This window comes from Methylomonas albis, from assembly GCF_014850955.1.
GTDB lineage: Bacteria > Pseudomonadota > Gammaproteobacteria > Methylococcales > Methylomonadaceae > Methylomonas > Methylomonas albis.
In genome coordinates this window covers 57733-81874 of the sequence record NZ_JACXSS010000001.1, presented here as the reverse complement: position 1 = coordinate 81874, position 24142 = coordinate 57733, and the positions used below count along the sequence as shown (strand labels likewise).

The window sequence follows — 24142 nt, the reverse complement described above, 5'->3', positions numbered from 1 at the left end:
AAAGTTCGCACTTATGCCCATATCCGATTCCGAATTACACCAAGCCGAACAAGAAGCCCTGCTCTGGCAAGCACGGCTTAGTTCCGATCTCATCACCCATAATCAACGTGCCGAGTTTCAGCAATGGCTGACTAAATCGCCGGAAAACCGCGCGGCCTGGCAGGACGTCAACGCCTTCTGGACCGGGCTGGACAGCCTGACGCCGGCCGATATCGGCTTGGAGCCGGCCAAACCGGTACTGCCGTTTGCAAAACCGCGACGGCTATCGGTCAAAACCGGCTTGGCCCTCGCCGCCTCGCTGCTGCTGACGCTGACCGCCGTTTATCAACAGTTGGATTTTTATCCGGCCGATTACCGCAGCAGTACCGGCCAACAAAGCGAAATCGCACTAAGCGACGGTTCGACGTTGTTACTGAATACCTCCAGCGCGGTGTCCGTGGATTTTTCCGCGCAACAACGTCTGGTGACACTGCAACGCGGCGAGGCATTTTTCACGGTAGCCGCCGACGCGAAACGGCCGTTTGTAGTAAAAACCGGTGCCGGCGAGGTACAAGCACTGGGCACCGCATTCGATGTAAAACTACGGGATGACGGCGAGGTTGACGTCACGGTGTTTGAACACGCAGTGAAAGTCAGTAGTGCCGACGGCCAAATCCAAGCAAGATTGGCGGCAGCCGAACATCTGCAATTTGGCCGCTACCATCTGAGTGCGGCAACCCCGGTCAACTTAAGCCGAGCCGGCGCCTGGCACCAGCAACGCATCGTGTTTCAGGATAAGCCTCTGTCGGAAGTTGCCGCCGAATTGGAGCGCTACCGCCCCGGCAAAATTCTTATCGTTAGTGACGGCATCAAAAATCTGCCGATTACCGGCGTTTTCGGTGCCGCCGACACCGATCTGGCTTTACAGGCCTTAGAACAAAGTCTGCAGATCAAGGTACGGAAAATCACCGACCGTTTGGTGCTGCTGTCCGCCAAATAAGCGTAACCAGTAGGCCGGTTTTTAAAAAACTTTAATCCGCAATGGATACTCCACCCAACTTACATCGTCTTTATCTCCAAGTGGCCTGATTTGCCTCGCCGGCAAGCAGGGCGCCGACCTTTTCATGGATTCGACAATTGGAGTAACGATGATCAGCAAAGCCAAGTGCAGCCCCCTAGGACAGACACGTTCTAGCCGAGATTTCCGGGACATTAAACCCGGACCGCTATCGACAGCCATCTGCGCCGGGCTGCTGGCATTGAGCATGCCAATGCACACCGCCGCTGCCGCGCCGGATAAAACGGCTAGCGAGCAGACTTTTGACTTTACGATTCCGGCCGGTTCATTGTCCGACGCTTTACTGCAATTTTCCGAAACCAGCGGCCAACGCGTACTTTTCAATGCCGATCTGGTGCGCGGCCTAAACAGTAAGGGATTACAAGGGCGATTCGCAGCGCAGCAGGCCCTGGATAAGCTGCTGTCCGGCAGCGGCCTGACACCCAGACAGACCGGCAGCGGCAGCCTGACTCTAGAAAAACAAGCCGACCGCTCAGAGCCCACCCAAAACCCGGCCACGCTGACGGCGGTTACCGTAATCGGTAAAAGTGCCTACGAAGATAACGATCCCTACAACCCCAGCTACACGCGCCGAGCGACCGCGACTGCCACCAAAACCGACACGCCTCTGATGGAAACGCCGGTGAACATTCAGGTCATACCGAAAGCAGTATTGAACGATCAGCAGATTATCCAAATGACCGATGCCTTAAAGAATGTGGCCGGTGCCACGTTTAGCAATGGCTCCGGCGCATTGTCCGACGACATTTTTATACGTGGATTTCGTAGCCGTACTTATTTCCGTAACGGCTTGCGGAGCGGCGATGCTTATAGCTCGGTGGGGAATCGACAAATGGCCAACGTGGAGCAGCTGGAAGTGCTCAAAGGCCCGGCCGCTGTTATGTACGGTCGAATGGAGCCGGGCGGCATGGTCAACGTCGTGACCAAACGCCCGCTAAATACGCCCTATTACGCGTTACAACAGCAGTTCGGCTCCTTTGATCTGTATCGAACCACCTTGGATGCCACCGGACCATTGACCCAGGATGATACCTTGCTGTACCGATTTAACGGCTCGTTCGAGAGCAGCGGCTCTTTTCGCGAATTTGTTGACAAAGAACGGACGTTTATCGCACCGATGATTAGCTGGAACATCAGCCCGCGGACCCAAGTCAGTCTGGAAATGGAATACCGCCACGACAACCTGATTTATGACAACAACACTTGGCCCTTTGTCGACGGCCAGTTTATCGGTATGGCCAGATCACGTAATCTGATGGAACCGGCACGAGTGAATGTCGAGGAAAAGCTGATCGGGCTGGATTGGTCGCATCAATTCAACGACGATTGGAATATCAAGCAGCGCTTTGTAGCCAATCTACAGGACCGGGCGGAGAACTGGATAATGGGGGCGTCGGATACCTTGACGCCGGACAATCTGTTAGCGCGCCAGCAATACGATGTAAGGACTCAGGACAATACCTATTACACGACGTTGGATGTCACCGGCCATTTCAAAACCGGCCCGTTGGCCCATACCGTGCTGATGGGCGGAGATTACTATCGTACCGACATTGTCAGCAATCCTTATATCGCCACGTTGGCGCCGATCAATATCTCCAATCCGGTGCACAACTCCTCGCCAATCACGCCTTTTAGCCCGGCCGGCTGGGCCAGCAACAACAGCGCGGATTTTGTCGGCCTGTATGCCCAGGATCAGATCAAATTGCCTTACGGTTTTCATGTGATGGGCGGTTTTCGTTACCAGTACGTCAAGCAATGGGATAACCTAAACCACACCGAACAGCCGGCAGACGACGATGTCACGCCCAGGGTCGGTGTACTGTGGCAGGCGCAAGATTGGCTGAGTCTTTACGGTAACTATATCGAGAATTTCGGCGTTTCCAACCAGTGGGCTACGACACTCACCGGCAAGCCGCTACAGCCGGAAAGCGCGCAACAATGGGAAGTGGGCGGCAAATTCGAGTTTTTCGACGGCAAACTCAGCGCGACGCTGGCGTACTACGACATCACCAAACAAAATGTCGTCACTCGCGACCCCACTGACGTTACCGGCAATTTTTCGATAGCGGCCGGCGAAGTGCGCAGCAAGGGGCCTGAGGTCGATATTCGTGGCGAAATGTTACCGGGTTGGAATCTGATCGCCACCTATGCCAATTTCGATACTCGGGTGACCAAGGACAACAGCGGCCTGGAAGGCAATCGGCTTTTCGCTGTACCTAGAAACGTCGGCAGTTTATGGTCGACCTACGATTTCCAGCAAAGCGATTTACGCGGATTAAAAGTCGGCGGCGGCATCAGTATGCGCGACGGCGCCACCGACGGCTCCAGCAATGGCTATCAAACCGCCGGCTATGCGACAGTCGATCTGTTGGCCGCGTATGCCTGGAAAGTCGAAAAATCCAAAATCACCGCGCAACTCAATGTCAACAATCTGCTGGACAAAACCTACTTTCCGGACGCCTACTGGAGCGGCGCCAGCAGTTCGCGAACCATCGGCACGCCGCGCTCTCTGTTGGGTTCGATCAAAGTCGAGTTTTAAGAAACTACGCGAAGGCGCGAAATTAGCAGGATTTTAACCCCACCTCAACGCTTCAAACCCACTGTCCAATTCCGCCAAAACATGACGGACGGGTTTTTAAAAACCCGTCCGTCCGTGCAGTCGCATTCAGAAAATTAGACTCAAACGTCCCGGCGGGTTAATCCCGCCGAAATCTGATTTTTCGATCAGGCTGTCGTCGAAATATTGCTGCCTTCGGATTCTCGATCTTGACCGCCGTAGGCGTGAAGCAATTGCATCATTTGTTTCATGAAGTGTTTGTCGACATCGTCCGTGGTGCTGGCGGACGAGGTTGAGGTCGCGGCGTCGGTCGAGCTCCCAGCTGTTGTAGTCGACGAATTTTTCGACTCTTCGTAGGCTCTGGCTTCGCTAGCGGTGACCTTGCCATCGCCATTGCTGTCGGCGGCGTCGAAGTTAGACGCTATATCGCTCATCAATTCCGAGCGCTTGCTATCTGAACTGCTCAGGTCATTCGATATGCTGGTCAATTGATCCTTGGTAAAACCCTGATCGCCTTCTTGGCCTCCGGGTGGAGGTGGCGGCATATCCCCTTGTCCTTGCATACGCATTCTCGGAAACGGGCCGTCCAGTTCGGAAGCCATTTTTTCCAGCGTCGCCTGCATTTCCGCCTGGGTGACTTTGCCGTCGCCGTTGCCATCCAGTTTGGAAAACATATCATCGGCACTACTGCTCGACGAACTGTCCGAGCCCGACACGCTGCTTAGCGCAGCCTGTAAATCGCTCTTTTCGATATAGCCCTGGCCCTTTGTATCCAGCTTGGAAAACAAATCCTCGGCCATTTTGGCCGGATCGGGCTTTTGCATGGCTTTCATGCCACCGTACATCATTCCCGAGCCGGAACTGTTAACGCTGTTGATGCTGCTCATTGTTGTATCCTCATCTAGTAATGGTAAACCTGGCAGGCCTTGGCGCGGCTTGCCGTTTGCAAAATACGGGACGACCGTTTGACGCGCTGCGATTCCGCATCAACGCTAGTGCAAACTATCGGCCTAAAACCGGCCACCGACAGGGTGGTTTTGGTAAAGATGAGTAAAAGCTTGTTAAGAAATTGCCGGAAAATAGTGCGGCCATAGCGACAAACCTTAGGTTTCGGGCTAATAACCGGATTGGCGGCAATCGATTTGCCACCAGCCGGCAAGGCTTTGCCGCCTGCTTACATGCCGTGTTTATTCTTCGCGCTAATCTGAGTATGGCTTGGCAATCCACCTGCGTCGATGTAGGCTAACAACTATGCCTCTTATTCGCGCACTCGTTCCATGAAAAGCAAAACTCTGCTCGTTGTCGCCTTATTGATAGCCCTCGCGGCAAGCATTCTCTATAGCCGCCGCCCGCAGCCAGTTGAAGTGGAGGTGTATACATTGGCGGAAGGCGAAGTGCGGGCGACAGTGGCGAATACGCGGGTGGGGACCGTTAAAGCTTGTCGACGCGCATATTTAGCGCCGGCGACCGGCGGACAGGTGGCCCAGTTGCTAGTTAAGGAAGGCGATAAGGTTAAACAGGGCCAGGTATTGCTTGAGGTGTGGAATCAAGATTTAAAAGCCCAAGTCGAGCTGCAAAAAGCGCAGATCAAGGCCAGCCGGGCCAGCGCCGATCAGACCTGCCAACTAGCAGGTGGCGCAGAGCGGGAAGCGGCACGGATGACAGAATTACAAAAACACAAAAACGTGGTGTCTGTGGAGCAAGTCGACAAGTCGGTGACCGGGGGCAAGTCGCAACGCGCGGCCTGTCGCGCCGGAATGCAAGCCATTGAAGTAACCGAAGCGCAGTTGGGCGTGGCGGAAGCCGCGGTGCAGCGCACATTGGTAAAAGCGCCGTTCGACGGCACAGTCGCGGAAGTTAATGCCGAGTTGGGCGAGTTCGTGACGCCGTCGCCGCCGGGGATTCCGACCTTGCCGCCTATCGATTTGTTGGATGTCAGCTGTTTGACTGTCTCGGCGCCTATCGATGAAGTGGATGCGGCCAGCATCAAGACCGGCATGAGCGCTTGCGTGTCGCTGGATGCGTTTCCGGACAAGCGTTGTTCCGGCATCGTGACCCGCGTCGCGCCCTATGTGTTGGAAAAGGAAAAACAGGCGCGTACGGTGGAAGTTGAAGTAACTCTTCGGGATCCCAAAGATCTGGCGGAATTGTTGCCGGGTTACAGTGCCGACATCGAAGTTTTACTTAATCAAAAAGACCACACGCTACGTTTGCCGGCCGAGGCAATTCTGGACAATCATCGCGTCTTGTTGATAGACGACGACAATGTGTTGCGTGAACAAAGCTTCCAGCCCGGTCTGTCCAACTGGAGTTTCACCGAAGTGCTGTCCGGTCTTAAGGTTGGCGACAAGGTGGTCACTTCAGTCGGTAAAGAAGGCGTTGCGGCTGGCGTGACGGTCAGCGTCAAACCATGATTCAACTCAGCGGTATCCGCCGGGTGTTTCAGGTGGGCGAGCAAACCGTGCAGGCTCTGAACGGCATAGACCTGGCTATCGGCCCCGGCGAGTATGTATCGGTGATGGGGCCGTCCGGCTCCGGCAAATCGACGCTGTTAAACATTGTTGCTTTGCTCGACCAGCCGTCGTCCGGCCAATATCTGTTGAACGGCACCGATGTCACCCGGCAAAGCGACGACGAGCTGGCGCGGATTCGTCGCGATAATATCGGCTTTGTGTTTCAGTTTTTTCATTTGATCCCCAGGCTCACCGCTGCGGAAAATATCGAGATGCCGATGATCTTGGCTGGCATCGATAGCAAGCAGCGCAAGCAACGGGTTTGGCAGGCGCTGGCCTCGGTGAATTTATTGGATAGAGCCGAGCATAAGCCCAATCAGTTGTCCGGCGGCCAGCTGCAGCGCATCGCCATTGCCAGGGCGATGATCATGCAACCGGGCATTCTATTGGCGGACGAGCCAACCGGTAATCTGGACAGCAAATCCGGGCAGGACATTATCGAGTTACTGGAGAATCTGAATCGGCAAGGTGTGACCTTGATTATCATCACTCACGATCAAAACATCGGCGAAAGGGCCAAGCGGCAACTGCGTATTGTCGATGGGCAGCTGGCAGGCGGTACATCTTAGCTTTGCTGGGCTACTGAAGTAAAATAAAGCCTTACAACTCACCAGGTTGGAGAAGTTTTAATCCTCACCTTTGGGCTAGCTATCCTGTAAAATCAGGCGATTTTATCCACCTAGCGGAAATTTCAAGTGACTCAGGCTAAATATCGTTCTATTTTCACTCCCGCCAGCGCTACACAACGGCAGGAAAATTTTGCCGATTATTGGTTGTTTACCCAACAACATGGCGGCGAGCTGTTGGAAGCAGACAAGGATTTGGCCAAAAAGCGCGAGCGTCTGGCCTATTTTCAAACTAATCCGGTGCGCTTACACAAACCTCTGGCAGATCCGGACGCGTTTTATAGAAATTACGTGAATATGGTGGACGATCCCAAGTCCCTGGACAAGCTGACCTTATTGCTCTGCGGCATTTATAAGTTCGCGCGTCACGAATGGGTGGGTATCAAAGGTGCGTGGGAGGTAGTGCCGGATATGGCCAATTCCCATAGCGTGGAGGATAAGATTTCCCGTGTGCATTTGGCGGAAGAGTTTTGCCATTGGCGCTTGTTCGATGAGATGCTGAAAACCTGCGGCTTGGAGCGAGTAGTTTGGGAACCGCTGACCCCGTTTAAGGAAATGATATACGAGCAGTTTCCCAAGTTGCCGGGGGTGTTAATGGATACGCCGGCCTTTGTCACAGAGTTGATGGGTGTCAGTTTTTATTGTCACTTGTATGAGCTATTTGACGAGTTGTTGGCGGACGAGCCGGAAGTCCGGGATCGCCTGAAAGCCTTGCTGGACGAAATCACCATCGACGAAGTCGCGCATGTCGGCCAACGGCGAAATTTCATCGGCCCCGTGGGTATTAAAATAGCGCGCTTGCTGGTTAAGCCGTTTTACACCCTGTTTTACCGGGATATTCCGGAAGTGGGCGAACTGTTTGACGTCAAACGAATGATCGCCCACGGCGAGGCTTTCGACTTCAACCAATTGCCCGACTATATGATCGCCCGCAGTTGGATCCCGTCCTATTGCAAGGTTGCGGTTTAAATCTGAGCTTAGTGTTTGGTGGCGGCCCCGTTTAGCGGTGGCCGCCAACCCAACAGCTTAGCTTTAGCGTAGAAACGGCAACACAACACCAAATAACAAGATCAGGGCAGCACCGAGCAAGGCGGTTTGGCCGGGGATTTGTTCGAACAGCACGATGCTCCAAGCCAGGCTTAATACCGGAGCTAAATAACCAATCGAGCTAACCAAGGCCGCCGGTGCCGATTGATAGGCGCGGGTCATATAATGTTGCGCGCCGCTACCCGATAGGCCAACCAATAATAGCAATCCCCAGCTTTCCGGCGTACCGGGCAAGCGATAGCCGAACTCCACAAAATACAGAGCGTGGAGCACAAGGCCGACCAGACAAAAATAAAAGATCACTGTTTGCGGCGTATTACTGCGCCCGGCGCGCGCAACCATCAAATAAGCCAACGCCGACAGCAATCCAGCCAGCAAAGCCATGGTTTGACCGAACAGGTTATGGCTGTTGTGCACATCAAATAGCAAAGATACCCCGCAGAACGAACCGATAATCGCCAACCAGACCAATAGCGAATTCTTCTGGCCCAGTACCAGCGGCCCTAATAGCATCACAAACACGCCACTGCTGGCGGTTAGGAAAGCACTCTCGCCGGGGCCGATGCGGGCAATGGCTGCAAACGATAGCATCAAGGCCGTGCTGCCGAATAAGCCGCGTAACCACAGCGATGGCCGGCCATCGCCAAACAGGCCGGTCAATTTGCGGTCAATCAGCGCCGGGATTGCCAGAATTAGCAAATTGGTCAGGATGCGGATAAAGCTGATCATGCTGGAAGGCAAACCGGTATCCAATAAGCCGATTGCGTACGCACCGGCATTCATAAACGAAAACAACACACAAGCGACCAGCATATAGATCAAGCCGCGGCGGCTGGTTTGCGAGGGGTTTGGTTTAAGCGTTGGCTTGGACTGCGGCTGATCGGCGTTTGCGGGCACTGGCAATGGGGCTAAATTAACTCTGCTCGGCACGAGCGTAGCCGGATGTATCGAAAAGCCTCGAATCTCCATGTTCCCGGATCGGGGGCTTCGATACGCCCGGCGGTATTTTTAAGCGTCGTGAGTATAGTAAACCCTTGCCCTTAGGATTTGTTCTTTTTGGTGATATTTCCGGGAGAGATACCGAAATATTTTCTAAAAGCGGTGCTGAAATTACTGGCGTGATTATAACCAACAGAGTTTGCGGCAACATCGATATGACAGCGACCTGATTCTAATAAACGATAGGCGGTTTTCATTCTAATCTCAAGCAATAAACCGTATGGTGTAGTATTAAAAGAATGATGAAATAATTGCTTTAATTTAAATTGATTAGTACCGACCCGCTTTGCCAACTCCGCCACCGAGGGCGGGGCTTTAAATTCATTAAGTAGAATGGTGCGAGCGGCTTGAGCCATGGCCGTATCCTGTTGAGTAAATGCCAGCCTGCTTTTCTGACTATCTTGCCAGAGATGACTCATTTCGGCGGCTAAGATAGACATGGCTTGAGCATGCATAAATATGTGTTTTACCGGGCTGTCAACGTCATAATTTAATAACTGCCGGGTGGCAATTAATCCGGCATTTGAAATGGGTTTATAAGCTAATAAATTCATGCCGTTTTTATTAATAAGCCGCTCAGTGGCATTTTCGCCTAAATATCTATTCAACCAGGCTTTACTCATCGAAAAGCGCACCTGAGACATGGCATTATTGGCTTGATATTGGCGTTCGCCAATACTGGCGTTAAATAAGCTTATTGAGGTAAAGCCTTCTTTAAAAAGAATCTCCCGGCCTTGCATATCCACAAAGCGAGATTGGCCCTGCATGCCCAAAGTGACGACCAAACGGGGCTCTTGCTGATCCACTCTGGTCAGGATTGCTAAATCTTGATTGGGTTGAAAATGAGTTTCGATATAGCTCAGATCAGGATCAAGCTGGAATATCGCCGAATAGCCCTTGCCCAGATTATCCGGCAGCGATTGTTTCAGTAAAAGCCCTTGCTGTTGCGACAGCAAGTCGTCGTGTTTAATGCGCGAGCGTCCCGCTATTTTTGTATTCATCGCAATTTTGTTGGCGGCTAACAAGGGCTGAAATTATTTAAACTATGTTATTTAGCGCAATTAATAACAAACTAAATAGCTCGTGGCATTTAACCTCGCCGAGGTGGTTGGCTTATTTAAGTCGGACAGTCAGAAAATTATTGTGTATGACGCTACTTATAGCATAAAAAATATTCCCTTTCGCATATGAAAGTCGGCAAGCCGGCGGGAAGCTTTTCGTTAAAATTAGGCCCGACATTAACTCTATATTTTTGGACGCCTGTTGATAAATGTTCAAATTGTCCGGAGATTTAATTTTGCCGATTTTCAACCTGGAATTGCCATGAAATACTCAGCGTTACCGCTACTTGATTTACCTAAGCCTTCGTTGATTTTTTTGGCGCTGCTGCATTCCGCAGTCGCGATGGCGGAGCAAAACACCGAAGAGCTTGAGATCACGGAGGTGGTGGCTAATCCCATCATAGAAGAAACCCACGTGGACTCGTTTTCCGACGTGTCGGCCGTGGTGACCGAAGATCAAATTCGCGATCAGAATGCGCTGGATTTGGCGTCCGTGTTGAAAAGAACGCCGGGTGTGCAAATTTCGCGCTATAACCCGGTCGGCGCCTTCGGTGGCGATCAAGGCGGCGCGGTATCGATTCGGGGCCAAGGCACGGGCCGGCCGGGCAGCGAGATCAAAACCTATATCGACGATATTCCTATGTATATGGCGACCTGGAATCATCCTTTATTAGATTTGCTACCCGTCAACGGCATGCAATCGATCACCGTGTATAAAGGTCCGCAACCGCATATCAACGGTAATAACTTTGGTTCGATCAATCTGCAAACCAAAACGGCTACCGAAGATGGTATACACGGCAGCGGTCGTTTATCCGGCGGTTTTTTCGGCACGTTTACCGAACAAGCCGATGTACAGGGCAAGTATGGCGATTTTGATTTCTCGCTAGCACAAGGCTATGCCAGATCGGACGGCCACCGGGAAAACGGTTTTGGTGAATTGCGTAATGTGCTGGGCAAGGCCGGTTATCAAATTAATCCAAATTGGCGCTCCGACGTGACCTTTTTGTACGCCGACAACAAAGCCGGCGACCCCGGCCAATACGGTGTGACGCCGCCAATCGGCGAGTATGATACGGTGGCGGGCATGGTCGCGGCGAGTGTCAGTCATGAGCACGGCGATTGGCGCGGCAAATTTAGCCTTTACCACAATGGCGGCGACGGCGATTGGTTGAGACAAAACACGTATTTCACCGGTTTTGCCGATACCCGCTCTAATCTGCTCAGCCAATACAGCATGGACGGCTTTCGCTGGAAAGAACAATTCTCGCCGTGGCAGGGCGGCACTATCCTCGCCGGTATCGATACCGAATGGCTGAACGGCAAAGTGACCAATCTTGGGGCACAAACTAATAACCAGGTGTATCAATTCGCCACACCGGCCTTCCGTTTAACCAGCCCTTATCTGGCATTGAATCACGAATTTGTATTGAGTAAAGACTGGGTGATGATTCCTTCCATGGGCGTGCGCTTTTACGAGCATAGCCATTACAAATCCAAGGCATCGCCGCATGCAGGTTTGTCTTTTGTTTCCAAGGATTTGACTTTATTTGGTAACGTGTCCAATGGCGTGAATTACCCCGGCATCGATGCTGCCGCTAACTCCGGCGCCTTAGCCAATGTACCTTTAAATATGTTCTCCGGCGGGTTTCTACCCAACTTTTCAGCTAATGGTTGGCAAAACTTGTCGCCGGAAAATGTCGATCATGCCGAAGTGGGTTTGAAAGCCTCGCCATTTAACGGTACGCAAATCGACTTGAGTTTTTTCATCGATAACGTCAAAAATCGTTATGTGTTCGATTTAACTCAGGGGGCGTATTTGAATTATGGTTCGTACTGGATGCGTGGTTTGGAAGCTTCCGTGAAACAGGAATTGTTTGCCGATTGGAGCATGTTTGCGGGATTGACCTTGTTAAACCCCAGCATTCCGAATTTACCGTACACGCCGGAGCAAGCAGTCACGGCCGGTATCAACGGTCCCATCGGTCCATTGCGTTTTTCCTTTGATTTGCAATACCAAGCGCGGACCTGGGCTTTAAATCGGGCCCGTAATCTAGGCGAAGTGAATAATCAACGCGTCGAGGCATTTACCGTGGCGAACACCCGGTTGGCCTACCCTGTCCCGGAGTTAGGTAAAAAAGGCGAGCTGTTTGTCAGCGTAGAAAACCTGTTTGACAAACGTTATGCGTATCGTCCGGGCTATCAAATGCCGGGCATTTGGGGGCAAATCGGTATTGCCGCCAGCTTTTAAACGATTCTATCCATTCAAGCACAGCGGTGCCGGCTGAAAACCGGCGCTGCTTTTTTGCGAAAATCATCCCAGCCATGAATAGTCAATCCGGTTTTTCCCCTTGTTTAACATTATTAGCGGTTCTAGCGCTGACATCGCCGGGCGGCGCAGCGGTCGCCCAAGAGGCGCCGGTGCTCATCACGGCGGCGCGGGTTTTCGACGGCTACACGATCAGAAACGATGCTGCAGTACTGATTGCCGACGGTAAAGTCGCCAGGATAGACAGTCGGGAAGCTTTTAACGAAATCAACGTAAACACACTGGATCTAGGCGATGCCACGCTACTGCCGGGCTTCATCGAGTTGCACGCCCATTTGAGTTATCAGCAGGTCCCTGCGGATACGGTACTACGCCATGGCATCACCACGGTGCGCGATGTCGGCGGGCCACTGCATCAGCCACAGGGCGGCGACGGCCGCTTGCGGTTATTGACCTCCGGGCCGATTCTCACCGCACCGGCCGGCTATCCGATACCTAGCCTGGGCGAAACCGACATTGCGATGCCGGTAGCCAATGAGCAGCAGGCGCGGGAAGCTGTGCGTAAACTGGTAGCCGGCGGCGCGGTAGTGATTAAAGTCGCGTTGGAACCGGGCGGGGAAGCCGGTGCGCCGTGGTCGGGAGGGCATGCGCATAGCCACGGGCACCAGCATGGACATGGTGCTGTGCCAGCATCCGCAAGTTGGCCGTTGTTGCCGGCAAACGTTGTCAAAGCCATTGTTGACGAAGCGCATTTGCTGGGCCGCAAGGTCAGCGCTCATCTTGCCGAGCCCAAAGGCGCGCAGTTGGCCTTGGATGCCGGCATCGACGAATGGGCGCACACACCCTGCGAAACACTGCCGGACGCGCAATTACAACGCGCCGCGGCGCAGCAAGTCAGAATCGTCAGCACCATAGACACCTTGTCGAAATGTCCGGGTGTGAATAGCAATGTCAAACGTTTGGCCGAGCTGGACGCGGTGTTTTTATACGGTGCAGAAATCGCTCATCCCGACATCCCTTGGGGCATAGACGGCCAGGAATTACTTTATTTGCAACATCTGGCCGGCATGGCGCCGCTGGAGATAATTCGTACCGTAACTTCCAAGGCCGGCCAGTATCTAAATATCCCCTTGCTCGGCACCTTGCTGCCCGGCGCGCCGGCGGATGTAATTGCGGTAAAGGCCGACCCGACCCAGAAGCTCAAATTGTTGGAATATCCGGATTTCGTGATGTCCGGCGGTAAAATAGTGCTGAATCAATTCGAAAAGTAAGGGCAGCCTACTGCAAGTTACGGCCGATTCGCGATTCGGCATTGGGTATTGCGGGTGGTTCCGGCTAAACTGCCGGGTAACGCTTCTAGCCAATCGCCATGCTCAGTAAAGATCTCATCCTTCAGGCCGGCAAGGCCATCCAGACCCAACCTCTGCGCGCCGCGCTGATTATCTTGGCGATGAGCATCGGCGTGGCTTCAGTGAATGTATTGACCGCGTTGGGCGACAGCGCGCGCAATTATGTGGTGCACGAATTCGAATCGCTGGGTACGCATCTGGTCATCGTCCTGCCGGGCCGCACCGAAACCACCGGCGGCCATCCGCCGCTGTTCGGCGAAACGCCGCGCGATTTGACGCTGGACGATGCCGCCGCTTTATTCCGCAGCCGACAAGTGGCGGCGATTGCGCCGGTTAGCATTGGCTCCGCGCCGGTATCGGTCGGTGGCTTGGAGCGGGAAACCAATATCATGGGCTCTACGCATGCCTTGCTGCGTGTACGGCATTTGACGATGGCTCAAGGCAAGTTTCTGCCGGCGGCCGACGCCGATAAGGAAATCTCGGTGTGCGTGATCGGCAAAAAAATCAGCGAGGAACTGTTTGCGCACCAGCAAGCGGTCGGGCAATGGCTGCGCATCAACGATCGGCGCTTTCGGGTGATTGGCGTGTTGGCCAAGGAAGGGCAATCGATAGGCACCGGCTTTGACGAACTAATCATTGTGCCGGTGGCTTCCGCACAAGCTTTGTTCGACAGCCATTCTTTGTTTCGGATTTTAATTGAAGCGCATTCTGAAGCGGCTATGTATAAGGCGGTTGACGAGGTCCGCAATATCATAAAACTGCGCCACGAAGGCGAGGATGACGTGACGGTGATTACTCAGGATAGCGTGGTCAATACCTTCGACAAAATCCTCACCGCGCTGACTTTCACGGTAGCCGGTATTGCGGCGGTCAGCCTGGCGGTGGCGGGGGTGCTGGTGATGAATGTGATGCTGGTCAGCGTCAGCCAACGCACCTCGGAAATTGGTTTGCTGAAAGCCTTGGGGGCTACGCAAGGCCAGTTACAACGCTGGTTTTTATGCGAAGCGGCCTTGTTGTCGCTGGCCGGGGCGTTGGTCGGCAGCGTGCTCGGCCAGTTCGGTATTTTGATCTTGCAGTGGTTGTATCCGAATTTTCCGGTCGCTCTGCCTATTTGGGCCAGACTGTCGGCCTTGGCTGTGGCGTTAGCGACCGGCTTGATTTTTGGGGTGTTGCCGGCCCGCAAGGCAGCGCGACTGGACCCGGTCGCGGCTTTGGCGAGGCGCTAAGATGAACTGGCTGGATTTAGCCAAACTGGCGTTAGGCAGCATTAGCAGCCATAAGCAGCGCTCGTTGTTGACCGCCCTGGGCCTGATCATCGGTATTGCGGCCGTGGTGATTTTGACTTCCATCGGCCGGGGTATTCATAGTTTCGTGTTGGCGGAGTTTACCCAATTCGGCACGCATTTGATCGCGGTTTATCCCGGCAAGACCACCACTTTTGGTTTATCCGGCGCGACTATCAGTACGGTGCGGCCCTTGTCTACGGCCGATGCCGCCAGTCTGGAAAATATGGATCATGTGTTGGCCGCCATGCCTATGGTACAGGGCAATGCTCGTATCGAGGCCGGTGCAAAGCAGCGCCGGGCCAATGTGTTCGGCGTCGGTGCGGCCTTACCGCAGGTATGGCAGTTGAAAGTCGATAGCGGCCGCTTTCTCCCCAATGACGGCCTGGATAATCCACGGGCGTTCGCGGTGTTGGGCAGCAAGATGCGCACCGAGTTATTCGGCAACAGCAATCCGTTGGGGCAGCGCATCCGTATCGGCAGTGACCGATTTCGGGTTATCGGCGCGATGCAGGCCAAAGGCCAGATGTTGGGTTTTGATTTGGACGATACGGTATTTATCGCCAGTGGCAAGGCCATGGAGATGTTCGATCGACAAAGTTTGATGGAAATCGATTTGCTATACAGCAACGAGACCAGTGCGGAAGCAGTCGAACAAGCCATCAAACGCCGCTTGATAGCGCGACACGGTGCGGAGGATTTTACGATTGTCACCCAAAACCAAATGCTGGAAAAAATGGACTCGGTGCTCAGCGTGTTAACCTTGGCGGTGGCGGCGCTGGGTAGTATTTCGCTGCTAGTCGGCTCGGTCGGTATCCTCACCATTATGACCATCGCAGTGTCGGAACGGATATCGGAGATTGGCCTGTTGCGAGCCATCGGTGCCGAGCGCGGGACGGTGTTTAACTTGTTTCTCGGCGAAGCGATGTTGCTGAGCTTGGTCGGCGGAACGGGTGGCGTATTATTGGGCGTGGCGCTGGTGAAGCTCGCTGCCGCTTTCGTTCCCGCGCTACCGGTACAATTGGCCTGGAACTACATCGTTGCCGCGTTTGCGATTTCCTTGTTTATCGGCGTCGCGGCCGGCGTGGTACCGGCTATTAAAGCCGCCAGATTGAATCCACTGGAAGCTTTGAGGGCTGAGTAATCGGCAGGGTCGCTTCTTGGTGCTATCTAGATGCTCAGCTCAGCTTTATTGCTACAGTCGGGATGGAGCAGGCAGGCCTGGTCTGCCAAAACGCGAGCATAGGCTATGCTTAGCTAGCAATTTTAGCCAATGTCATGCCAAGAGGTCTTTATGCTGAATATTAGTAATTATTACGAGCGATTGGTGATAGACCAACTTTGGAAGCTTGCCGAGCAGGCCGACGAGCCGTTCAGTCAGGCATTTCAGGAAGACGTCGCCTGTCTGGCACTGAACAAGTTACCGCCTTGCTATGTGCGTAACACCATCGATAAAGGCATTAATGTCAACGAAAGACAGTATCAGGAGATGGCCAGTGCTGTCGATCTTGCGGTGGAGCAGGCAATTGAACAAGTCCTGCGCCGGCCTCGCGAACATCGGAATGATTGAGCCGGTACCGACCGCTGAGCTTGGCGTTTCATTTCCCTTAGTCTGGCGAATAAAGCCCTATAAAATGATGAAAAATTCTTTGCTATTTTTACTGATGACTTGCGGTTTGCTTGCCTGCGACTCGTCGTCGGCACCTGATAAAGCAAATCCGCCGGCAGTAGAGCAGCCGCTTACAAACGCCATCAAACAACCCATGGATAAAGCCAGGGATGCGGAAAAGCAGATTTTTGAAAGTGCGGACCGGCAGAAACAGCAAGCAGACGAGATGTAATGTGGAGCAGAGATTCGATAACCGAACTAATCGATCTCTGCTCCAAGAACCCTGCAAATGGCGCGAGCAGAGCGGGTCGGATTTACTTCAGTTTAGGGCAGTCGACGTAATCGGGATGCGCGGAAATAACCACGGCAACCCGATGATTTTGATCGGGCGTATTATCCGGTCCGCTCGCTTCGCCGATCGCTTTGGAGATCAGTTGCGTGGCTCTGGCGCCGTTTTTAATCAGCAGCTCGCTGACGGTGTTAGCCCTTTTTTCCGACAGAGCCTGATTGGCGGCTGGTTTGCCCACGGTGTCAGTGGAAGCGGTGATAGTCGCGCTTGCATCGGGGTGGTCGTGTAAGAAGTGACCGATATGATTGATGGTGTCTTCCTTGGTTTTAAACGGCACATGACTGCCGGTTTTGAAGTAAGCTACCGTTTCGTGTATGGTTTCCACGTGATGGTGATTATGTGAATGCACCTCGGTCAGCCATTGGCAATACTCTTTTTCCGATGCCAAAACGTGTGCTGCAGCTGATTTTGCAGCTTCTTGCGCTTTCAGGCTCTCGTCGATGTTCCAGTAGTAATCGTTCTGCCAGTGTTTCAACACATGATTGGCCGTTTTTAAGTCTTGTTCAGCCTCTGAAGCATGCAGCAAGGCTTGACCGTAATGACCTTTGGATGCCGCATCAATTTCAGCGCTGAGTCCAGCCACATCTTTTTTCGGGGTTGAACAGGCTGTCAGCGATAGCGCCAGAATGGCAAGCGGGATGTATACGTATTTTCTTTTCATGATCTTATCCTCAATATCGAGCGGTATCGTCCGCGTTACTTGCCATGATCCAGCGTGTCGGAATAGCCGTGATCCAGCGGGCCGAAATGAGTCCAGTAGCCGGGGAAATGTAGGCCAAAGTAACGGGTATCTTCGCTAAAACGATCCCAGACGTATGGCGGAGAGATAAATTCATCGGTGGGTATCGGCGAGGCAATCAGTTCCGCCACGCCTATCACGGTGCGGCTAACTGTGTGAGCCACGCCGCGTAGCAGGCCCCAACTAGAGCCAAGCAGGATGTTTTGGTCGTGAGTGATGTTGGTAATGTTTTTAGGGATTTCGATAAAACTGAAGGCGGTGTTAGCGAAGCCTTGGCTAACTCTGGAAGTAAATCCTGCCAGATAACCCGGATGGTTTTCGTCCGCATTGGCCGTTTGGCTTGCCAATAATGCACCTGACAACAAACAGGTGGTGAGGAATTTATTTTTATTCATGTTAGATACTCCCGTGGTGTGACAAATTTAATTCTACGTATCATGCCTAAGCATAGCAGCAGAATGCCGAAAACACTGGAAGCTGGACAGTAACTCACGGCGTGAATAAATGCAAATACCTTATGACGTCAAGTATACGTTTCACTTGGGTTTGCAAGCCTAGTTAGCGGGTGTCGATTTCAACTCGATTGCGGCCGTTTTTCTTAGCGCGGTAAAGGGCGTCGTCGGCAGCTTGAATAATAGCTTCCAAAGACGTGTCGGTGATTACCCTGCACGAACAGACGCCAATCGAAATGGTGGTGGGTATGCGCCGATTTTGGTATTGAAACATATGCCCCAACACCGTATGTCTGATGCGTTCGGCCAAAATGGCTGCCGCTTCGCTGGAGATCTCCCGCAGCAACATAATAAATTCCTCGCCACCGTAACGCGCCAAAAAATCCTCTTGGCGCATTTCCGCATTCAGAATCTTCGCCAAATCTTTAAGGACCTGGTCGCCTGCAAGGTGGCCGAAGTTGTCGTTAGTTCGCTTGAAATGGTCGGCGTCGCACATCATCACGGTCAACCGCGTTTGGTTGCGTTTACAAAAAGCCAGCTCCTGTTGGGCGCGCAGCATGAAGGCATTGCGGTTCAGAATGTTGGTCATCGCATCCAGATTGGCCGCTACGTAAAGCGCCTGTTCCGATTTGGCTTCGCTAAATCTTTTGTAATCGATTTTCAGATAGGTGTCGCCTAGCCGGATTCTGTCGAGTAGTTCGAGTTTATGTTTTACGACACGCTTGCCGTTGACGTAGGAGCCGTTGGTTGAGTTTAAATCTTCCAGCAGAATATGCTGGCTATGCACCCATAGCATACCGTGGCGCCGGGAGACTTTCGGGTCGGGAATCATGATATCCACGGCCGGTTCGCGACCCAGCACGTGCTGGTGATTGTGTAATTTGAATTGTTTGCCTTGTTCGCTACCGGATAAAACCACTAAATACGGCTCCAGCTCCGAAAGGTCACGACTATTTTCGGATAATTTGCCAACTAAAGTGTTCAATGCTGTTAACTGGGTTTTGTCGGAAGGTGTGCTCATCGGGTGATTCCTAATCGTCTCCTGGCGTGAGCATTGAAATAAACTGGACGTCACTCGGCCAATTGCGAGACTATTTTGCCAAGCCGGCGAGCACTGTAGGAAGCCTCCTACAAGACTCAGTGTCGCAGATAGCCAGACAGCTATCAAGGGCTGCGAATTTCAGCCGGAAATGGCCAAGCGATTGAGATAAATGCGTAGAGTGGGAAAGTAGTGTGGTTGGTGGAGCCGAAGCGCGGATTGGCTTCGGCTCGCTTACGGATCAAGCGAAGGCTTTTTTGAAAAACTCCGGCATGGCCAAGCTCGCTTTGTGAATGTCGTTGTTGTAATAAACTGTTTCAAACCCTTTGTTGGCGGCATCTTGCTCGCGGAAGCCGGACAGTTGGGTTTTGCTGGCCATTGTTGCGCTCCACCAACCGGACGGATAAATGCATTGTGGGAAGAACACGGTTTGCTGATGGTTGAAACCGGCGGCGGCCATTTCAGCGCGCATTTCCTTCAAGATTTTCATATGCAACAAGGCGGATTCGCTTTGCTGCACCACAATGCCGTTTTCGCTCAAGGCTTTGTAGCAATCCTTGTAAAAATCGGCACTGAACAAGCCTTCCGCCGGCCCGACCGGGTCGGTGCTGTCAACGATGATAATGTCCACACTATTGGGCGCGGCGTCTTTCACCCATTTGATGCCGTCGATGAATTTCAGGTCGGCGCGCGGATCGTTGTTGGATTCACATAACTCGGGGAAATAGATTTCCGCCAAGCGGGTGACACGCTCGTCGATGTCGATTTGCACGGCTTTTTCCACGCCCGGGTGTTTCAATACTTCCCTTAAGGTGCCGCAGTCGCCGCCACCGATAATCAACACGTTTTTCGGGTTGGGATGGGTGAACAACACCGGGTGGCTGATCATCTCGTGATAAAAGAAATTATCGCGGGTGGAGACCATGGTGCAGCCGTCGATCACCATCAAATTGCCGAACTGCTCGGTTTCGTAGATTTCCAGAAACTGAAACTTGGAGTGCTCCTCGTGCAGTTTACCTTTGATTTTTAACGAGAAGGCCGAGCCGGAGGGCTCTTGGGCTTCGCTGAACCATTGATCGTCTAACATATTGAAAGTCCTGTTTAGAATCGTAAGGCCAGACATTATACTGAAAGAACCAGGGCAAATTATGACAGCTACGTGACTGTACTGATTTGCAAGACTGGTTTGGTGAAGAGATCCGGGGCGGGATACAATCGAATTAGTTACTAAGTGAGACAGGACGACGATATGGCAGTAGCGGAAAAATTAAATCTCAGCGTGGCGGACTACCTGCAAGGCGAGTTAGTCAGCGATATCAAATATGAATATATCAATGGTGACGTGTATGCAATGGTGGGTGTTAAACGTGCTCATGACACCGTTACCACCAATTTGATCGCGTTTTTGCACGCCCATTTGCGCGGCTCATCTTGCCGGGTTCACTCGGGAGAAATGAAAGTCCGCGTACATACCGCGGAAGACGACTGTTTTTTCTACCCCGATCTGCATGTCACCTGTTCGGCAACCGACACGGAGGAGTTGTTTAATAGCCACCCCAAGTTGATCATCGAAGTGCTGTCCGATGCCACCGAGCGCTACGACAGAGCCGAAAAATTCCACCACTACCGCAAACTGGCCAGTCTGGAAGAATATGTGTTAATTGCCCAAGACACCCCGCGCGTGGAATGTTACCGACGCAGCGAGGCTTGGGATTTGCAGCTGTATCAGCAAGGCGAGCAAGCGGTTTTTCAATCGTTGGGTTTGCAGCTAGCAGTTGCGGATATTTATGAAGGGGTGTTTGCCGGTTAACCTGAGGTTTATTTCTGGTATTTCTGGTTCCCAAACTCCAGTTTGGAAACCCAGATCTCGGAAGCCCCAGCTTCCATTCAGCAGGCTAAATCCCATGCCCAGAAGCCGCTATCGAGTCGTCCAAAACCCCAGTCCGCATTTTCTAACGGCGACGATCAACTCTTGGCTACCGCTGTTTACCCGCCCCGAGACAGTAAACATTGTCCTGGATTCCTGGCGTTTCTACAGTAAGACAGCGGTTTCCAGCTTTACGGCTAAGTCATCCTGGAAAACCACCTGCATCTGATCGCCACATCACCCGACCTGAGCCGGGACATGCAGCGCTGCAAAGCCTACACCGCCCGGCAAATCATCGCCCATCTGCAGCAAAGCCGCTCGGGCCGACTGTTGGCGCTGCTGAAACGTCCGCATAAAACCGACAGCGATTATCAAGTATGGGAAGAAGGCAACCATCCGCAGCTGATCGAAAACGAAGCCGTGATGCGGCAGAAATTGGATTACATTCATCAAAATCCGGTCACGATTTACCCGAGCATTGGCGCTATTCCAGCGCCAGAAACTATGCAGGAATGATAGGCTTGATTGAGCTGGTTAGGCGTTGGTGAATGATTAGGGACGCTGCGTTTCTGAGATGAGGGCAAGCTGGAGCTTGGGCACCAGCGATCAGGAAAGGCGCTGGCTGAGCGGAGCCGAAGCCGGGTGATCTGGTTTTCTGGTTGTTGTCTGGTTCATTTGGTTCTTCTGGATCCCAACCAGGAGTATGGGAACCAGGAAACCTTTAGCGGCGAATTGATGTTGTCTCCAAAAAGTCATAAAAGTCGCGGCGTTATCCTTTAAAATTGCAGCTTTAACGACAGTTAGGATAGAACGCGTGCCAACACAAGCCTGGTCGATAGAACAATCCAAGCAGCTTTACGCTATCCAGCAATGGGGTAATGGTTATTTTTCGATTAACAACCAGGGCCATGTCTGCGTGAAACCGCAGGCCGATTGCGCTACCGAAATCGATTTGTTTGACATCGCCCAAGCCTTGCGGGACAAAGGCCTGAACTTTCCGGTGCTGGTGCGCTTTACCGATATTTTACGAGACCGCATCCGGCAGCTGCAGCAGGCCTTCGACCAAGCCAGAGTCGCGAACCATTACAGCGGCCATTACACGCCGGTCTATCCGATCAAGGTTAATCAGCAAGGCAATGTGGTGGAAAGCATCGTTGCCGCCGAGCATATCGGCCTGGAGGCTGGCAGCAAACCGGAGTTATTGGCGATTTTAGGACTGGCTAAACCTGGCGGCACCATCGTCTGCAACGGTTACAAGGACCGGGCTTATATCCGCATGGCTTTGATGGGCCAGTTGATGGGTTTGTCGGTGTTCATCGTTATCGAAAAGCCCTCCGAGTTGGAGATGATTATCGAAGAAGCCGCTAAGTTACAGGTAACGCCGTTGATTGGCTTACGGGTGCGGCTATCGACCATCAGCGCCGGCAAATGGCAAAACAGCGGCGGCGAGAAATCCAAGTTTGGCCTGCATGCCAGCGAAGTGTTGCAGCTGATTGCCCGCTTGCAGCAATTGAATATGCTGAATTGTTTGCAGTTGATGCATTTCCATATGGGTTCGCAGATTGCCAATATCCACGACATCAAACTGGCCTTGAAAGAAGCCGGCCAGTTTTATCTGCAATTGCATCAATTGGGTGCCAATATCACCACGGTCGATGCCGGCGGCGGTTTGGGTGTGGATTACGACGGCAGCGGTTCGCGGCGCGAATGTTCGATTAATTACAGCGTCAACGAGTACGCGGAAAACATCGTCCGCGCCTTTGCGGACATGGCACAGCAACACGGCTTGCCGCAGCCCAATATCATCACCGAATCCGGCCGGGCCATCACCGCGCACCACGCGGTGTTGATTACCAACGTCACCGAAGTGGAAAGCCTGCAAGGTGCGGCGACAGCGGTGGCGATTAGCGGGCAAAATATCGCCGAGGCTTATCACAACGCCCAGTTCAACATGGCCGAAGCCCGCGCCCAATTCGTGCAGGGCGATTTGTCGCTAACCGAACTTGCCGAAGCCGAAAAGTACTATGTCAGTTTGTGTCAGCAAATTCAGCGCGAGTTGAATCTGGATAACCACCATCACCGCGAAATTTTGCAGGAACTGGATGAAAAACTGGCTGACAAGGTGTTTTGCAATTTTTCCTTGTTTCAATCGATGCCGGACATATGGGGCATAGACCAGATTTTTCCGATCATGCCCATTCATCAGTTGGAGAAACAGCCGAACCGACGGGCCGTTCTGCAAGACTTAACTTGTGATTCCGACGGTCGTATCGATCAATACGTCGATCATCAGAACATCGCGAATACCATGCCGTTGCATACCATTGCCGAAGATCAGGACTACCTGATCGGCTTTTTCATGGTGGGCGCTTATCAGGAAATCTTGGGCGACATGCACAATCTATTCGGCGATACGCATTCGATCAACATCGAACTGGACGACCAAGGCTATCGATTCGGCGATTTCATGGAAGGCGAGGATGTTAGCGAGTTGCTGGATTACGTGCATATCAATACCGACGCGCTAAAACTTGCTTACCGGCAGAAACTTGATGGTAGCGGATTGACGGCCCAGCAAAAGGCTTGTTTCGAACAAGAATTGCTCGCGGGCTTGAACGCCTATACTTACCTGGAAAAGTAAGCTAGGCGATAGAAGGATCGATGATGTTACTGCGCCCCAGGCGCTTAAGGAGTCGAGGGCGAGCATGAAAATAGTTCTGATGGTTGTGGCATTGCTATTCGGCGGCATAGCATGCAATAAACCCAAGCCAGCCTTGGGCAAGCTGCCGGATAACGCGGTCATTCTGGCGTTTGGCGATAGCCTGACTTATGGCACCGGTGCGTCGGCGCAGCATGATTACCCCAGCATACTCACGCAACTGACCGGCCGCGAGGTCATTAATGAAGGAGTCCCCGGAGAAATCAGCAGCGCAGGCCGGCAACGCTTACCGGCGTTGCTGGATGAGTATCGGCCCAACCTATTAATTTTGATCCACGGTGGCAACGATATTTTGCAGCAAATCGCGGCGGAACAAACGCGTGATAATCTCAAAGCCATGATAGCCGAAGCCAGGCATCGCAATATTCCGGTAGTTATCTTCGGTGTGCCGGCGTTTGGGGTCGTGTTTTTACATAGTGCGAAAGTTTATGAAGAGCTGGCCGCCTCCGAAGGTGTGCCGAGCGATCTGGACAGCTTGCCTAAAATCCTGGCAAATAACGAGCTTAAGTCGGATACGGTTCATCCTAATGACAGGGGCTATCGGCTTTTGGCGGAAAATGTGGTCGCGTTATTACAAAAACACGGAGCGCTGTAATCGTCCGCG

23 protein-coding genes are annotated in these 24142 nt (G+C 52.7%); 16 read left to right on the top strand and 7 right to left on the bottom strand.

The window, feature by feature from the left end:
• Window positions 1-13: 13 nt before the first annotated feature.
• A complete protein-coding gene (locus EBA_RS00325; RefSeq protein WP_225615793.1) occupies window positions 14-979 on the top strand; it encodes a FecR family protein in 966 nt (321 codons plus the stop codon).
• Window positions 980-1127: 148 nt separating this feature from the next.
• A complete protein-coding gene (locus tag EBA_RS00320; RefSeq protein ID WP_192372174.1) occupies window positions 1128-3599 on the top strand; it encodes a TonB-dependent siderophore receptor in 2472 nt (823 codons plus the stop codon).
• 185 nt (window positions 3600-3784) lie between these two features.
• Here the strand turns inward: EBA_RS00320 and EBA_RS00315 are convergent, their stop codons facing one another.
• Window positions 3785-4504, bottom strand: a complete 720-nt coding sequence (locus tag EBA_RS00315) for an EF-hand domain-containing protein (RefSeq protein ID WP_223146626.1) — start codon at window positions 4502-4504, stop codon at window positions 3785-3787.
• 390 nt (window positions 4505-4894) lie between these two features.
• Between EBA_RS00315 and EBA_RS00310 the strand changes: the two genes are divergently transcribed.
• From EBA_RS00310 to EBA_RS00300, 3 genes are all read left to right on the top strand, one after another.
• Window positions 4895-6031, top strand: a complete 1137-nt coding sequence (locus EBA_RS00310; RefSeq protein ID WP_192372172.1) for an efflux RND transporter periplasmic adaptor subunit — start codon at window positions 4895-4897, stop codon at window positions 6029-6031.
• Complete coding sequence (locus tag EBA_RS00305) at window positions 6028-6699, top strand: ABC transporter ATP-binding protein (protein ID WP_192372170.1); 672 nt, start codon at window positions 6028-6030, stop codon at window positions 6697-6699. The genes EBA_RS00310 and EBA_RS00305 overlap by 4 nt, the downstream gene beginning before the upstream one ends.
• 126 nt (window positions 6700-6825) lie before the next feature.
• A complete protein-coding gene (locus EBA_RS00300) occupies window positions 6826-7725 on the top strand; it encodes a hypothetical protein (protein ID WP_192372168.1) in 900 nt (299 codons plus the stop codon).
• Between the two features lie 63 nt (window positions 7726-7788).
• On the opposite strand, the gene EBA_RS00295 is transcribed toward EBA_RS00300, so the two are convergent.
• Both EBA_RS00295 and EBA_RS00290 read right to left on the bottom strand, forming a co-directional pair.
• Window positions 7789-8700, bottom strand: a complete 912-nt coding sequence (locus EBA_RS00295; RefSeq protein ID WP_229427812.1) for a DMT family transporter — start codon at window positions 8698-8700, stop codon at window positions 7789-7791.
• Window positions 8701-8843: 143 nt separating this feature from the next.
• Window positions 8844-9827, bottom strand: a complete 984-nt coding sequence (locus EBA_RS00290) for a helix-turn-helix transcriptional regulator (RefSeq protein ID WP_225615791.1) — start codon at window positions 9825-9827, stop codon at window positions 8844-8846.
• A 298-nt stretch (window positions 9828-10125) separates the two neighbouring features.
• On the opposite strand from EBA_RS00290, the gene EBA_RS00285 reads away from it, so the two are divergent.
• The 6 genes from EBA_RS00285 (at window position 10126) to EBA_RS00260 (ending at window position 16605) form a co-directional block, all read left to right on the top strand.
• A complete protein-coding gene (locus EBA_RS00285) occupies window positions 10126-12114 on the top strand; it encodes a TonB-dependent receptor (protein WP_192372166.1) in 1989 nt (662 codons plus the stop codon).
• Window positions 12115-12188: 74 nt separating this feature from the next.
• Complete coding sequence (locus EBA_RS00280; protein ID WP_192372163.1) at window positions 12189-13403, top strand: amidohydrolase family protein; 1215 nt, start codon at window positions 12189-12191, stop codon at window positions 13401-13403.
• 98 nt (window positions 13404-13501) lie between these two features.
• On the top strand, window positions 13502-14707 hold the full coding sequence (locus tag EBA_RS00275) for an ABC transporter permease (RefSeq protein ID WP_192372161.1): 1206 nt from the start codon (window positions 13502-13504) through the stop codon (window positions 14705-14707).
• Window position 14708: 1 nt separating this feature from the next.
• Window positions 14709-15908 (top strand): ABC transporter permease, encoded by a 1200-nt coding sequence (locus EBA_RS00270; protein ID WP_192372159.1) that lies wholly within the window; start codon window positions 14709-14711, stop codon window positions 15906-15908.
• A gap of 150 nt (window positions 15909-16058) precedes the next feature.
• A complete protein-coding gene (locus EBA_RS00265) occupies window positions 16059-16334 on the top strand; it encodes a late competence development ComFB family protein (protein WP_192372157.1) in 276 nt (91 codons plus the stop codon).
• 64 nt (window positions 16335-16398) lie between these two features.
• Entirely contained in the window at window positions 16399-16605 is a 207-nt protein-coding gene (locus tag EBA_RS00260; protein ID WP_192372156.1) for a hypothetical protein, read from the top strand.
• An 82-nt stretch (window positions 16606-16687) separates the two neighbouring features.
• On the opposite strand, the gene EBA_RS00255 is transcribed toward EBA_RS00260, so the two are convergent.
• From EBA_RS00255 to speE, 4 genes are all read right to left on the bottom strand, one after another.
• Window positions 16688-17383 carry an OmpA family protein gene (locus tag EBA_RS00255; protein ID WP_192372154.1) on the bottom strand — a complete coding sequence of 232 codons (696 nt, stop codon included), beginning with the start codon at window positions 17381-17383 and terminating at the stop codon, window positions 16688-16690.
• A gap of 35 nt (window positions 17384-17418) precedes the next feature.
• Entirely contained in the window at window positions 17419-17856 is a 438-nt protein-coding gene (locus tag EBA_RS00250) for an exosortase system-associated protein, TIGR04073 family (RefSeq protein WP_192372152.1), read from the bottom strand.
• A 163-nt stretch (window positions 17857-18019) separates the two neighbouring features.
• A complete protein-coding gene (locus tag EBA_RS00245) occupies window positions 18020-18934 on the bottom strand; it encodes a GGDEF domain-containing protein (RefSeq protein WP_192372150.1) in 915 nt (304 codons plus the stop codon).
• 259 nt (window positions 18935-19193) lie between these two features.
• Window positions 19194-20039, bottom strand: a complete 846-nt coding sequence (gene speE / locus EBA_RS00240) for a polyamine aminopropyltransferase (protein ID WP_192372148.1) — start codon at window positions 20037-20039, stop codon at window positions 19194-19196.
• Between the two features lie 162 nt (window positions 20040-20201).
• Here speE and EBA_RS00235 point away from each other — a divergent pair, with 162 nt between their 5' ends.
• The 5 genes from EBA_RS00235 to EBA_RS00220 all read left to right on the top strand — a co-directional run bounded on the left by EBA_RS00235 (window position 20202) and on the right by EBA_RS00220 (window position 24133).
• Entirely contained in the window at window positions 20202-20762 is a 561-nt protein-coding gene (locus EBA_RS00235; RefSeq protein WP_192372146.1) for a Uma2 family endonuclease, read from the top strand.
• Between the two features lie 94 nt (window positions 20763-20856).
• A complete protein-coding gene (locus EBA_RS24820; protein ID WP_407663521.1) occupies window positions 20857-21048 on the top strand; it encodes a hypothetical protein in 192 nt (63 codons plus the stop codon).
• Window positions 21049-21077: 29 nt separating this feature from the next.
• Window positions 21078-21335, top strand: a complete 258-nt coding sequence (locus EBA_RS24815) for a hypothetical protein (RefSeq protein ID WP_407663520.1) — start codon at window positions 21078-21080, stop codon at window positions 21333-21335.
• Between the two features lie 298 nt (window positions 21336-21633).
• Window positions 21634-23460, top strand: coding sequence for a biosynthetic arginine decarboxylase (gene speA / locus EBA_RS00225; RefSeq protein ID WP_192372144.1), 1827 nt, complete (start codon window positions 21634-21636; stop codon window positions 23458-23460).
• A 64-nt stretch (window positions 23461-23524) separates the two neighbouring features.
• Window positions 23525-24133: a GDSL-type esterase/lipase family protein gene (locus tag EBA_RS00220; RefSeq protein ID WP_192372141.1), complete on the top strand. Its 609-nt coding sequence runs from the start codon at window positions 23525-23527 to the stop codon at window positions 24131-24133.
• The last annotated feature ends 9 nt before the right edge of the window (window positions 24134-24142 follow it).